This is a genomic window from Bdellovibrio sp. ArHS, from assembly GCF_000786105.1.
Classification (GTDB): domain Bacteria; phylum Bdellovibrionota; class Bdellovibrionia; order Bdellovibrionales; family Bdellovibrionaceae; genus Bdellovibrio.
Window position 1 is genome coordinate 35983 of record NZ_JTEV01000029.1, and the last position, 12726, is coordinate 48708.

Sequence of the window (12726 nt, forward strand, 5' to 3'; positions counted from 1 at the left end):
CGGATAACAATGTTACATCTCGAATATTTATTCGAGATGTCGGCAACAGCACAAAAGTTCGCCTGCCCCATCCAGCCGAGGCGTTTGGCGATAGATGTTTTGAATAGAGTTAGTTAGACAGTCTGTAGTGCGCCAACAAATTCTCTATGACGAGAATTACCAGAGCGGTTATTTCGGATAATTTCCCGTTATCGAGACTAGATGAACTAAATCCCTGATTTGCGTTTTAAATTATTGTTTTTATTATCTGTTTCTTATTTTTATCTGACTTTGAAGAATCACTGCGGGAAATGGTAGGGAGTGCGGAGGCTGAAATTGCTTAATAATTTCAAGCCTCTTTTTCCTCGCTAAATACAAATTGCTACAACTTCGAAAAGTTAATAATTTGCGCTGAATTTACACCATGAGTCTGCATATCATCAAGGCAGGCGGTCGCATCTTTAATGTTAATACCCGCCTTGCGCATATAAATCATCATCGTGTCCATATCGCGCCAACCGCCCATAGACATAACTTTGCTCGGGGCCACGCCTTTGCCAAGCAATAAAGTCGCCCAGCTCGCTCTAAGGTCATGGAATCTAATCTCCGGCAGGCCTAGAGATTTTAAGATGAATCGAAGCTCTCGGGCCTGATCTCCCTTATCCCATTTGCTTAGACGAGGCAGCACAAAGTTATTTCCCGCTGACTGAAGCTTCAACTCATTCAGCACTGGCAGCAGTGGCTTGGGAATCTCCACCAATCGATCGTCACCAGACTTCGTTGATTTGTAGCCATCCTTGCTGCTCCAAGAGCAATTCACCAAAATCTGCCTTTGTTCCAAGTTAACCTTGTCCCAAGTCAGCGCATAAAGCTCCCCATTTCTCATGCCCGTGTAAAGCGCCACCGCATAATGGGGATACCAATGCCAATCCAGCTCCTGCGATCTTCTAAGAAGAGTAATGATCTGCTCCTCATTCAAAACTGCTTTGATTTTATCGTTAACCTTGAACTTAATCAGCGGCGTCGGATTTCTTAGCAAAATGCCTTCTTCAACTGCGTACTGAAATACACCTTTAAGACATTTGATAAAAAATTTCTTATGCGCTTCTGCATTTTGTCCTAATCGCTCATTCAGCAACTTATGAATATCGGGAGTCGTAATTTGATCAACCCTCTTTGCATCCCAAGCAGGCAGCGTATGAAAACGCAAAACCTTTTCTCTGTTGTAGACCGTGCTTTTCATAAGCTCGTTCTTTTCATCGATACTGATAAAATAATCAGTTAATAACTTACTCCACAAAGGAACAATTTTTTGATGAAAGTGATCGCTCATCCGAATAACCATTTCACGTTCAGCTTTTACTGCCTCCGCTTTAGATTTCAGACCTGTCTTCTTATAGGTCTTCGGCATCTTAGTAACCGGATGGCGCTTACTGAAATATGCAGACCATGTTTTTGTTGCATCATCGAATTTAATTCCCATTGAAACCTCCTTGTCTGCTCGACGTGAGAAGCTTCAACAGGTCAGATTTTAAATATCTATTTCGTCTTTGAAATTTGTAGTAAGGCACCTTGCCGTTACTAGATAAATTCAAAAGAGATTTCTTCGGTATCTTGAGATAAGCCGCAGCCTCTTCTGTTGTCATCCATTCTTCAATTTTCAAAGAACAATCTTCAGTCTCATGCGGCCTTATATCGGACAATTGACCAATCGACATTGAGGAAATCAAAGGCATGGCTTTTTCTCCGTAGAAACATGACGAAATTCTTTCGCTAAGCTAGACAGATTGCATTGAAAGAGCGACTCAATGTCCTGATCGGAAGCATTCAAGAAAATTGTTACCAAGTAGATTTTCAACCATATTCGTCTCTTGGCCCTGGTATCGGTAGGGCGAAAATAATACCGTGTATTTAGGAACTTCAATCGATCTGCAGCAATATCTGCATTCTTAACCCTTAGCGTGAGAATATTCATCCAATGCAAAAGCTCTTCTTTATGATTGTCCTTCAAAGCTTTAGGCCATAGATCATGGATAGGGCCATCCACTTCGATAGCTACTCCACAAAAGCTTTCCAATTGGCGATTAAAGCCAGAGAGTGTAGGAGCAAAGAGATCAACATTTTTTCGTCCGATCCAAATCGAAGGCAGAAATTCGCATTTACTTACCGCATGTAACTTATTACGCAGAATGCGCTCTGATGAGGTTGGCGTGCTTTGCTCAGTGAAAGACTCATTTAATTGCGCATTGAGTGCCTCGTATTTGATGCAGATTTCATCATGCTTGGGATGAACATAGGATTTTAGGTTTATCCGCAAAACCCCAATAGTAGTGCTATCATTAAATAATCGTGGATATAATGACCGTAAGACAGAAAGCCGGAAGGCATCTTTTTTCTTTGCTGAGCGATTACGACAAAGCTCTTTCGCTATCTCTCTTTCCATTTTGGACATAGTGCTCCCCCAAACCCAAGAAATCACAAGGGCTTTAAATATTTGTTTTCATTCAATTTGTGACTTTGTATAAGTTCGATCCGAGGCACGTGCTCCTCAGAACCGAGCTGGAGTTATGGCAAATAAAAGTGTTAAGAAAAATTACCTTAAACGTCGTGGTCGCCCTGCAAAAAAGGTGAATTTAAGCGATGAACGAAAAACTTTATTCTTAGAACATTTTAAATATTCTCTTTGGGACTCCTGCAAAAGGCACATCAAGGGCTATCTGTATCGACAAAAATTAGAGCAAGAGTGCATAAAAAAGTGTATCGCGATGACGGATGAATTTGACCGGCTGCTTGAGCCTCTTTCGCCACCTCAAAGAAAACGAATCAGATCGCAATTTAGAATTTCAAAGGTAAAAGGTGCTCAATCTGCAGCGAGTGATTTACAGCCTATGAAGCAAAGGAAAACCGGCAGGCCACCAAGACTCGGTGAAATTTCCTATCTCATCTATTCGGCTTTAGAGGGTGCGAAAGGCGACAAGAATTTGATCAATGAAGTTGGTAGAGTCATAAAGGCTGGCGGTGAGCTACACACTCTCTTAAGAGATGCGTTTCCCGGAATAGATGCTTATGAGCTTTTTAATTTTCCAAGCGTACATATTTCTCAAGTAAAACCTTGGCACGAATCATATAAGTTTAAGTTAAAAGCACGGGCAAAAGAGTATTTTAAAAATCTTTGGCGTGAGCCCTACATGAAGGAACACTTCGGCCCTTACAGTGATGAACTCTTTGAGCAGATGGCTAATGATGGTGGTTTTTCTCAAAGGCATTCAAACTTTTTCAGAGTTCAAAGTGGTGGCAAGGCCATTGAATTTATTGAAGAGTAGATGTCTTCTGCGATCTTTCTGTAAAACAAAATCATATTTGGCGAAACTGCAGTTTTGATATTCATAATTGCAGTGCCATTATTTCAGACTATATGCTTGTAAAATATTGAAAATATTAAGTTATCTGGCGCAGGTTGATCCGAAAGTACGGCATTATTGCATACCTAAAAAGGGGCATTTGATTTTTTAGTATTTCGATACCGCTTTTAGGCTAGTGGAGGCTCACCTCCACTTGAGTTTTATAAATACATTTTCACAGGCTTATAAAGTGGCGGTGTACTTCTTTGCTCTTTCAACATCGGTGAGAAGTTTGTCACCAGCCTCTTTAAGTGCGGCAACCAACTTCTCCAGATTATTAATCGCAAGAAATCGATTTTGACGAGATAAATTGCTGATAGCTTGCGCCTCTCTAAAAATAACCTCGTCGGATGCATTTGCAGTTTCTGATTTTTGATAAATCTCACTCAAAAGTTTTAATCCCCACTTGCCACCAACCTTTACCCAACCTAATGACATCAATTCATAGCAAGGGGCCGACGTTAAAACGCGGTCTGGCCATAAACTTTTGGCATTTGAAAAAGGGATTTCGGTTCGCTGAATAACTGCTTCGGCTGTGATGCCTAGGTTGAGCGTCATTAGTTGAGATTCAAAATTTTTTAGAGTCTGATTAGCTTCGTCGGTTGCTTCGTTGAGCTGCTTAGATAAAGCAGAAAGATCTGACAATGGGGCCATGGGAATTCCTCCTATATTTGGGCTACCGCCCGGTTTAATTTTTGCGCCTCTTCCGAGACGCGTTTGTAATCAGCTTCCGCCGATTGCTGCCAAACTAAGGCATTGAGGGACCCAAAGTCAACCGTGCATGGCACCTTGCCATCAAACAAAATCATCTATAGTCGTAATTGCAGTCCATGGGGGAACTTTTAAAAGATGCTATTTGGGTGCTGCTGCTTCTAAGAAGTCCCAAAGAGAGTTGTCGATGAAAAACTCTTTGAATATTCCGTAGGTCTTTAAATCTTTCTTCTGTTCGGCTACTTCACTTGTAACCTTCTTAAATGAATAAACGGTCTTTGTGCTGCCCAAGGCATTCATGTATCGATACAAGCCTGTAAATGCGTATAAATCCCAATTAAAGGCATTATCGACGAAACCATTGTCTACTAGCGCCCCCTCATTTGTTTTTTGAATAAAGGCCACTTTGGACGTTCTACCACCGTGTTCCCAATCAGGAGCATCCACGATGAATCCGTCAGGCAATACTTGGATGACTCGCAAGGTACTGCTTTGTGCCTTGAGCTTGCGTGACTCAAATAAATCAGGCTCAGTCACAATAAGGGCTGCGGCAGTGTAAAGACAATTTTCTGACGGAGTTTCCTTCGAGCTAGCAATGAGTTCTGAAACGCCTAGCTTAGGGCAAAAGATTTTTCCACCTAAGCGAGATGTTAAGGTTTTCTTTTCACCTTGAAACTCGTTGCTATTTTTTAGATCGCGCCACTTTTTGGCAACGCCGACATTCGATGTTGCTGATATAATCGCACAACCAGATAAGAAACCAAGAACTGACGAAGTAAAAAGGATTACCGCGATGGTGTTTCTAATCATTTTACTGTCTCCTTTTTTCTTGGGAGCAGTCGCTGGATGGTGATTTTAGCGTAGCCATCAAAAATAGCTCCCCCATCGTCAAATACTTCAGCCACAGAGGGCAGTTGGTTTGGTTCTTTTAAATCTTCTTCTCCGGTAAGAATAAATGACAGGCTTACGCTAAACTCCGTAGCGAGTCTTTTAACGGCAGAATAGTCCTCAGGTAATGCGCCGCCTCTCCAGTCATCAATCGTTGATGGCGCAACACCTGCGATCGCGGCCGCTTGCCTTATAGTCATTTTTCTTTCAGTCATTAGAGATCGAAGGATCTTTGCGAAAGGCGTTGTGCCCGATCGCTTTCGAGTTTTTTTCATACAGCGTGTCCCCTGGTTCTTGTTCGGCGATTCCTCACTCTGGTTGTAGGGAAATCCGATGAAACGTACACGACCGGATTACCGGACAGATTCTAGCTTGTCTGCTAGTAAAGAGACTCGATGCTTTGAGAAAATTATTTATATTGTCGATTTTGCAGCTCTTCAAAAGCCTAATGCGTCCACGCTCTATAGCGTGGCTATTTTTAAATAAAATGAAAAAATCTCGACCGATTGAACTAATATCCGGCTATAAACTGTAAAATTTTAGATGTGATTTTTAAAAGCAAAAAGCCACGCATTTAATCCGTGGCTTTTCCATATTCATTTCTACCTATTGGCAGATTAAATCTTTTCCAATAGTCGTTTCATACGAACATCGTCAGGAACACGTTCAGATAGAACACCCAAAAAGTCATGCCAATTTGCAAAAGCTTCATTCAATAAAGTATTCCAGTCCATGGCATACATTTCATTTTTAGCCATTGCCTTAATTTTAATATTATTAGCAGGTTTTTTATCAATTTTATCAGCGATAATGTAACCAGACACTCGATTAAATCTGCCACCTGTATTTGCGTTAAGAGATGCTTCAATGGTGTGAATATAAGTCTCAAAGCGTTGAATATGATCTCTATCGAGGGGTAAGCCCGGCTGCATAAATTCAACAACCAAAAGATGATCTCCGCTGCTAAGTGCAAGATCAATTCGTTTATTCTTATCTTTGCCCAGATCTTTCTCCACCTCGGCGGCCCATTTCTCCAAAGTCTTTTTCAAAGACGTTTCAACGGCAAATGTTTCCCATCGCGGACCAATCAGCCAAGCATTCTTCGCAATATAATCTCTGACTGAATTTTCAAGATCTTTTCTTTCGATGCGCTCCTGAAGACCTGCAATTACCGATAGTTTCGTTTTTACAGCTTCTGCCGTATGCAAGGCATTTAAAACTTTGGCCTCAACAAGGATTGCAAGCAAATCTGATTCCTGCATCTCATCAATTTCTGATACTTTGCTAATTAAAGCTTTAAGCCTACCATCCTCCCAAGCTGTCAAAAGTGACTCTCCAAGTAGGGCAAACTGATCGTCATCAATTGACTCAATTGATGCCAACTTGCTAAGCGCTTGCTTTACCGTACTTCTCTCAGTCGGCTCAAGATTTTCTAATCGCTCACTAAAATTACCGCCAACCTTGTCATCTAAAATTTTTTCTTTTTTCTCAGCTCGAGCCTTCTTCCATAAAGAAAGCAAATCTTTAACCAATTTCTGCCCCCAGAGCAACAGCGGCTCTGCCTCTGAGTTTTCCCAATTAATTCTTTGTCGCTCAGGAGCAATAATATCTTCAGCAAATTTATCAATGAAATCCGCTTGGACTTGGCCGCTCATATACTCAAGTCCATGTTGACTTACAAGTCCGCCAGTTAAATTGAAATTGAAAGGTGTTTGTGCAATTTTTCCATTTGCAAAAATAGAAATACCGCGAAGCTCGTCTTCACTAATTGGCTTTGCGAAAAAATTTACCCGCCACTTTACCACATCTCCCGAAGGTAAAATTTCGGTAGCCCAACCATCTTTCTCGACCTCACACTCTCTATCGGTATCCTCAGGAAGGTCTCTTGGAAAGATAAATTCCACTTCTTTATCAGTGGCCTCTTGCGGAAGCGGTTCGCCGTTAACAAAAACTTTGAAGTCAGCCGATGTTTGCGGCAATAAAAATCTTCTTGCCATCTTAGACGAAAACTTATCTGGCTGCTTTTTAATTACCAAATTTTTCAAAGTTATCGTTGTACCGTGATCTTTAATTTTAGACTTATCTGGAGGAGAGTATTCTAAAACTGTAATCAATTTGGGATTTTGACCGATGTAGTCGGTTCCTCGAAGCTCATCTAAATCTAAACAGAATTTCGTCCTTTCACCGTCAGATTTACTAACAGTCAGAATTTCTATTTTTCTCGCGATTCCAAAACCTGCCAACTTTCCTATTCCCTTACGTCCTAGCACAGGACGAGATTTTTCAAGAGACTTACCTTCGCTCTTATCGCCTCGCCGGTTAAGACCTACTTTGAGGAACTTCGTTTGGCAGTCGTCAAAGGTCATCCCATGACCGTCATCTACAATTGCGATTTCGCTATTCTCATCAATTTTTTCAGGAAAAATAATTTTGACTTGCTCAGCATCGGCATCCCAAGCGTTAGATACCATTTCAGCAATGGCAGCCACAGCACTTTGATACATTTGAATGCCGAGGTGATCTATAATCCGTCCATGGAATGATAGCTCGAGAGTGGGCTTCTTGCTCATCTCATTTCTCTCCTAATATTGAATCCTTTATTACTTTAGCATGTCGTCGTATAAATTCTGGTGGCAACGCATTCCCGACCATCAGGGCGGCCCCGTGCTTTCCTTTTCTCATAGAGAAGTAATATGACTTCGGAAAGCTTTGGATGAGTGCTGCCTCACGCACGGTAATTGTGCGGTTCTCAAATGGATGAAGAAAACGACCTTTAGTGGGATTAATGCACCCGCCAGTTATTGTAGGCCCTACATCATTCCACTTTATACGACCGAAGACATCTAGAAAGCCCTTAGTCTTTTGATGACATTTCATCTGCAGGCGCTTCGGAAGAGATGTTCTACTACCTCCGTCGAGAGGAATGTAAGAGATCATCTCACGAATTTTTTCATTTCTTTTCTCACCGTGATTATGAGCCGGATCGAAACTTTTCAATGGACTTTCAAGTCCCTTCAAAGCATCTCCAACTGTAATCATTTTTTTAGCAGGTTTCGCAAACTCGATTGGTCGTTTATGACCCGCAACTAAAATGAATCTTTTTCTTCTCTGTGCTACTCCATAATGAGCCACGTTTAGCACATCGAATTTCACTTCATATCCCATGGATTTTAATTCTGAGACAAATTTCGCTATCCTGCGTCCCTTGGCCAATCCTGGAACATTCTCCATCATAATTGCCTTAGGAAGAAATGCCCTTACAAAATCCAGAAAGTTGAACATCAAATTATTTCTGTAATCCTGAACTGCAACTGTTTTCCTATTCGTTCTTAAAGTGGAGAATCCCTGACAAGGAGGACAGCCTGCGATAAGGTCTAGGTCACCTTTTTTTAAACCTAGTTCTTTCATTAACTTCGTCGGATTTATTTTTCTAATATCTTGCTCAATTAATTTTGTATTTTTATGGTTTTGCGCATAAGTCTCAGCCGCCAAACTATCGATTTCTACGGCAGCAATTACATCGAAGCCTGATTTTTTGAGCCCCAAACTGAGGCCACCACAACCAGAAAACAGATCGATTGCCTTTAATTTTTTGTTTTTCACTAAATGTCTCTCCAAGATGTGAACTTATTTTCAAACCTATCAAAATTGCTGTAAACATCTTTTTATTAATTAGACCATCATCCTGATGGTCGCACACGCGCGGGAAATATTACCCTCTAGACTTTGGTTTAGGCAAACTGAAACCAGACAGCCGAAAATCAGATTTTAAAATTGGAGATTAATAAATGAAAAACCCAAATAGCAAGAAACTGATCAAAACAGATGCAACACAACTTCTGTTTCCTTCAATATCTCCTTTTTCAAGGTGAGATTGGTATTTTTAGTAAGCCTCTTTACGGCAGAGAAACTCTCGTCTGATAACATTCTACTACCAGTGTTTCCACCTTGCTTGTCTGCTATGAAAGAAGCCCAATGTTCTGGGAAAATTCTCTGTAGCGTCGATTTTGTAGCGTTTCAAAAATCTGTAGCGTCCACGCGCTACAAAAACACTGCAAATGGGGTTATTTCGGATGATCTCGGGTGATATGAAGAAAATCTGACCTATTGAAACAATCTCTGATGGCAGACTGTAAATATCTAATTTTAGATATGATTTTTAAAAACAAAAAAGCCACGCTTTTGATTCGTGGCTTTTTCAAAATTCATTGTTTGGGATGGTAGGGGGCGAGGGACTTGAACCCCCGATCCCAGTGTTATGAGCACCGTGCTTTAACCAACTAAGCTAGCCCCCCACTTTAGAGCTTCTAAAGTAGCAAAAGAGCTTACATCGCGCAAAGGCGGGATACGACGCTCCACTCCGCAATAGCTTTGTTCTCATGTTTTCGCCGATTACGAATGGACCATCTTCAAGACTGGACAACCCTAGAGCCAAGACCGAGGGAGTAAAATGGAGGCTCAAGCAATTTAATGCAACAAGGGAGGAGACTGCCATGGATAAACACTATGAAGGACTGTGGGCCGTCATCACGGGGGCATCCAGCGGAATCGGCTACGAACTCGCCAAACAGTTCGCTTTACATGGTTTCGATATTCTTGTCGCCGCAGAGGACGCAGGGATCGTCGAAGCCGCACACTCGTTCTCTCAATACGGCACAAAAGTGGACTACATTCAGGTCGACCTAAGAAAAGCGGAGGAAGTGGAACGACTTCATTCACGCATTCTTCAAGAAGGCCGGGCCTTGGACGCTATTGCCATTAATGCCGGAGTCGGCGTGGGAGGAGCTTCGTTTGACAAAACAGATCTGAAAACCGAAATCGACCTGATTCATTTAAACGTCGTTTCGGTGGTTCATCTAACAAAACTAGTATTAAAGGATATGATTGAGGCTGGCCATGGCCGCATTCTTTTCACATCTTCCGTCGCGGCATTCATGCCGGGACCGTATGAAGCCGTTTATTCAGCATCAAAAGCCTTCGTACAATCCTTTGCTGAAGGTATTCGCGCAGAGGCTAAAGACAAAGGAATTTCTATCACCGCACTTCAACCAGGCCCCACCGAAACAAACTTCTTCCATCGCTCAGGCATGGATGACACGAAGGTGGGCGACCAAGAAAAAGACCGTGCCGCTGATGTGGCAGAGGATGGTTTCGAAGCTTTAATGGCCGGCAGAGATAGCATTATTGCTGGCTCTTTGAAAAATAGAATTCAAGCGAACATCGCCAAGATCCTTCCTCAAAAAGTCGCAGCCAAAACTCACGAGAGTATGACAAAACCAAACAACCCCAAAGACCGATGAGCTTGGCCAAAAAAGTAAAGGGAAGCTTATCGCTTCCCTTTACTTTAGTATCTTGTTAAAAAATGCCCGCAATACTTTGAGCTAACGATCTTTGCAGCTCAGGCTTGGCCTCTTCAAAGGCCAGATTTACTTTATTCGCCGAACTCAGAACTCGAGTTTGAGAAATCTTCCAATCACTTTTCTCTGAGTATTTTGAAATCGAGGCTCCACTAGTTCCGGACTGATTATTATGCAGGAATGTTTGCTCCATTTTCCCTTTCCCCAAAAGACGCTCACGAATCTGTAGATCTGTGATCACACTGAAGTGCACGTCCTTCACCATCGAATCCGCCACCACCGCTGCCAGACCTCCTAAAATCCCCGCGCCCATGACCGCCTTGTCACTGCCGCCTAAAATAGAGGTCGTACCGGCTGCGATGATTGCGCCATCCATGCCATAACCCTTATACATGGCGGCCTCTGCCGCGTTGGGGTCCATCTTACCCACTTGCAGCACATTGACCTGAATTACGAAATTCGCCTGATTCATCTTCGATGCGATTTTAAAGCCCTTTGCGGCCAATGAGTTTCTTAGTTCCGATTCTAAAGAAAAATCCTTGTCAGATGTGTTCTTCACTTGAAGATACACTGTCTTAAGGGCCTCATCCTCAATGGGATCAATGAAAAGTGTCGCACTCATCTTGGTTTGCACGTCTAAGTTACGCTTAGAAACAGCAACCTGAGTCGCCGCACACCCCGACAGCAGGGACAGTATGGAAATAAAAGCGGTTGTTTTAAAAAGATTCGGTTTCATAAAAGGCCTCCGTTAGTTGAAGCCCTGTTAATCCAAATTCGAAACCAACAAATTGAAGATTCAAAGCCGTTTAAATTCGATCTAATGAAAAAACGTCTTTAAATTAAGAACGAAATCCAGGACTGAACCACCGATTAAGTTCAAACATTTAAAAAACAAAAGGGCCAGCTAAGAGTCCTTCAAGGTGACTTTGTTTAAGCCCTGAAAGGGCTTGTCACAGCGAAGGGGCCTTAGCTGACCCTTTTGTTTTCCCCTTAAGAGGATCCGTGTCTAGCTATCAACAAACGCTTTTAGCTTGTTCGAGCGAGAAGGATGACGAAGCTTGCGAAGAGCTTTCGCTTCGATCTGACGGATACGTTCACGAGTAACGTTGAAGTCTTGACCCACCTCTTCAAGAGTATGGTCAGATTCTTCACCGATACCGAAACGCATACGAAGAACTTTTTCTTCTCTTGGAGTCAATGTCGAAAGAACACGGCGAGTTTGTTCCGCCAGGTTCAGGTTCACAATCGCTTCTGCAGGATTGATCACCTTCTTGTCTTCGATAAAGTCACCCAAGTGTGAATCTTCTTCTTCACCCACCGGAGTTTCCAAAGAGATTGGTTCTTTAGCAATTTTCAAAACTTTACGAACCTTATCAACTGGCATATCCATTTTATCTGCGATCTCTTCAGGGGTCGGCTCACGGCCTAGTTCCTGGATAAGATAACGGGATGTACGAACCAGCTTGTTGATTGTCTCGATCATATGCACTGGGATACGGATTGTACGAGCTTGGTCGGCAATCGCGCGAGTGATCGCCTGACGAATCCACCAGGTCGCGTAAGTCGAGAACTTGTAACCACGACGGTATTCGAATTTATCAACGGCTTTCATCAAGCCGATGTTACCTTCCTGGATCAAATCCAAGAATTGAAGACCGCGGTTTGTGTACTTCTTCGCGATAGAAACCACCAGACGCAAGTTTGCTTCAACCAATTCAGATTTCGCTGCATCGGCCTCACGCTCACCTTTCCAGATCGCTGTGTAGGTTTCCTTAACCCAGTTGTGGTTCATCTCAGTCTCAGAGTCCAAACGCTTGATACGTTTTTCAGCTTCTTGAGCCTGTAACACGTAAGACTTGAACTTTTGATAGTTCAAACCCGTGTCGCGAGTCATTCTTGTTAATTCTTTTTCGTTCGCGTCGATCAACTTCATACGCTCAGCCATAGCCGCAACGTCTTTAGAGAACGTACGCTCTACACCATCTTTGATACGACGACGAAGAGTTCCGATACGGTTCACCAAGTTTTTGAACTTGATTACAACGCGATTGATCGTCTTACGATTGAAGTTCACGGACTCGAAGTTCGCCATCAACTTGTCGTTCATCACAACAAGTTCTTTCATAGCGGCTTGACGAGCTGGAGTGTTCGTTTCTTCTTTACGAAGAACCATGAAAAGCTTCTCAGCACCTTTTTGGTACTCAGTCACTTTACCGATAAGTTCGTGAATCTTATCGATGTATTCCTTTTCATCGTATTGAGTGTCTTCGTCCTCAAGACCACGGAAGATCGATTTAACTTTGATACGGCCTTCATCAAGACGTTTACCAAGTTGAATGATCTCGTAGGTACCTAAAGGTGACAAAAGGATCGCACGAACGATTTCACGC

12 protein-coding genes and 1 tRNA gene are annotated in these 12726 nt (G+C 42.4%); 2 read left to right on the forward strand and 11 right to left on the reverse strand.

Going from position 1 to position 12726, the window contains the following annotated elements:
* Positions 1-361: 361 nt before the first annotated feature.
* From OM95_RS14645 to OM95_RS14655, 3 genes are read right to left on the reverse strand one after another with little or no spacing between them, the layout of a single operon-like run.
* Complete coding sequence (locus OM95_RS14645) at positions 362-1462, reverse strand: tyrosine-type recombinase/integrase (protein ID WP_041875353.1); 1101 nt, start codon at positions 1460-1462, stop codon at positions 362-364.
* The gene (locus OM95_RS17540) at positions 1452-1715 is read right to left on the reverse strand and encodes a helix-turn-helix domain-containing protein (protein WP_041875356.1); all 264 of its coding nucleotides are present in this window, start codon (positions 1713-1715) and stop codon (positions 1452-1454) included. Before OM95_RS17540 ends, OM95_RS14645 begins: the two co-directional genes overlap by 11 nt.
* Positions 1706-2431, reverse strand: a complete 726-nt coding sequence (locus OM95_RS14655) for a hypothetical protein (RefSeq protein ID WP_041875357.1) — start codon at positions 2429-2431, stop codon at positions 1706-1708. Before OM95_RS14655 ends, OM95_RS17540 begins: the two co-directional genes overlap by 10 nt.
* 115 nt (positions 2432-2546) lie before the next feature.
* On the opposite strand from OM95_RS14655, the gene OM95_RS14660 reads away from it, so the two are divergent.
* Positions 2547-3302, forward strand: a complete 756-nt coding sequence (locus tag OM95_RS14660; RefSeq protein ID WP_041875361.1) for a hypothetical protein — start codon at positions 2547-2549, stop codon at positions 3300-3302.
* Between the two features lie 261 nt (positions 3303-3563).
* Here the strand turns inward: OM95_RS14660 and OM95_RS14665 are convergent, their stop codons facing one another.
* The 6 genes from OM95_RS14665 to OM95_RS14690 form a co-directional block, all read right to left on the reverse strand.
* Entirely contained in the window at positions 3564-4034 is a 471-nt protein-coding gene (locus tag OM95_RS14665; protein ID WP_041875363.1) for a hypothetical protein, read from the reverse strand.
* A gap of 198 nt (positions 4035-4232) precedes the next feature.
* Complete coding sequence (locus tag OM95_RS14670; RefSeq protein WP_041875365.1) at positions 4233-4901, reverse strand: hypothetical protein; 669 nt, start codon at positions 4899-4901, stop codon at positions 4233-4235.
* Positions 4898-5254: a helix-turn-helix transcriptional regulator gene (locus tag OM95_RS14675; RefSeq protein ID WP_041875367.1), complete on the reverse strand. Its 357-nt coding sequence runs from the start codon at positions 5252-5254 to the stop codon at positions 4898-4900. The genes OM95_RS14670 and OM95_RS14675 overlap by 4 nt, the downstream gene beginning before the upstream one ends.
* Before the next feature lie 342 nt (positions 5255-5596).
* Positions 5597-7549 (reverse strand): ATP-binding protein, encoded by a 1953-nt coding sequence (locus OM95_RS14680; RefSeq protein WP_041875369.1) that lies wholly within the window; start codon positions 7547-7549, stop codon positions 5597-5599.
* A 1-nt stretch (position 7550) separates the two neighbouring features.
* A complete protein-coding gene (locus OM95_RS14685; protein ID WP_041875371.1) occupies positions 7551-8582 on the reverse strand; it encodes a DNA cytosine methyltransferase in 1032 nt (343 codons plus the stop codon).
* Positions 8583-9197: 615 nt separating this feature from the next.
* Positions 9198-9274 (reverse strand) — tRNA-Met (locus tag OM95_RS14690).
* A gap of 198 nt (positions 9275-9472) precedes the next feature.
* Here OM95_RS14690 and OM95_RS14695 point away from each other — a divergent pair.
* Positions 9473-10279, forward strand: a complete 807-nt coding sequence (locus OM95_RS14695) for an SDR family NAD(P)-dependent oxidoreductase (protein WP_041875373.1) — start codon at positions 9473-9475, stop codon at positions 10277-10279.
* 55 nt (positions 10280-10334) lie between these two features.
* Here the strand turns inward: OM95_RS14695 and OM95_RS14700 are convergent, their stop codons facing one another.
* Both OM95_RS14700 and rpoD read right to left on the reverse strand, forming a co-directional pair.
* Positions 10335-11072 carry a complement resistance protein TraT gene (locus tag OM95_RS14700; protein ID WP_041875375.1) on the reverse strand — a complete coding sequence of 246 codons (738 nt, stop codon included), beginning with the start codon at positions 11070-11072 and terminating at the stop codon, positions 10335-10337.
* 270 nt (positions 11073-11342) lie between these two features.
* Positions 11343-12726: RNA polymerase sigma factor RpoD (gene rpoD / locus OM95_RS14705; protein WP_041875377.1), on the reverse strand; the 1384-nt coding region annotated here is incomplete at its 5' end.

Excerpts from the sequence above, each read along its gene's own strand:
- OM95_RS14645 (WP_041875353.1), bottom strand. The coding sequence starts at position 1,462 with ATGGGAATTAAATTCGATGATGCAACAAAAACATGGTCTGCATATTTC.
- OM95_RS17540 (WP_041875356.1), bottom strand. The coding sequence starts at position 1,715 with ATGCCTTTGATTTCCTCAATGTCGATTGGTCAATTGTCCGATATAAGG.
- OM95_RS14655 (WP_041875357.1), bottom strand. The coding sequence starts at position 2,431 with ATGTCCAAAATGGAAAGAGAGATAGCGAAAGAGCTTTGTCGTAATCGC.
- OM95_RS14660 (WP_041875361.1), top strand. The coding sequence starts at position 2,547 with ATGGCAAATAAAAGTGTTAAGAAAAATTACCTTAAACGTCGTGGTCGC.
- OM95_RS14665 (WP_041875363.1), bottom strand. The coding sequence starts at position 4,034 with ATGGCCCCATTGTCAGATCTTTCTGCTTTATCTAAGCAGCTCAACGAA.
- OM95_RS14670 (WP_041875365.1), bottom strand. The coding sequence starts at position 4,901 with ATGATTAGAAACACCATCGCGGTAATCCTTTTTACTTCGTCAGTTCTT.
- OM95_RS14675 (WP_041875367.1), bottom strand. The coding sequence starts at position 5,254 with ATGAAAAAAACTCGAAAGCGATCGGGCACAACGCCTTTCGCAAAGATC.
- OM95_RS14680 (WP_041875369.1), bottom strand. The coding sequence starts at position 7,549 with ATGAGCAAGAAGCCCACTCTCGAGCTATCATTCCATGGACGGATTATA.
- OM95_RS14695 (WP_041875373.1), top strand. The coding sequence starts at position 9,473 with ATGGATAAACACTATGAAGGACTGTGGGCCGTCATCACGGGGGCATCC.
- OM95_RS14700 (WP_041875375.1), bottom strand. The coding sequence starts at position 11,072 with ATGAAACCGAATCTTTTTAAAACAACCGCTTTTATTTCCATACTGTCC.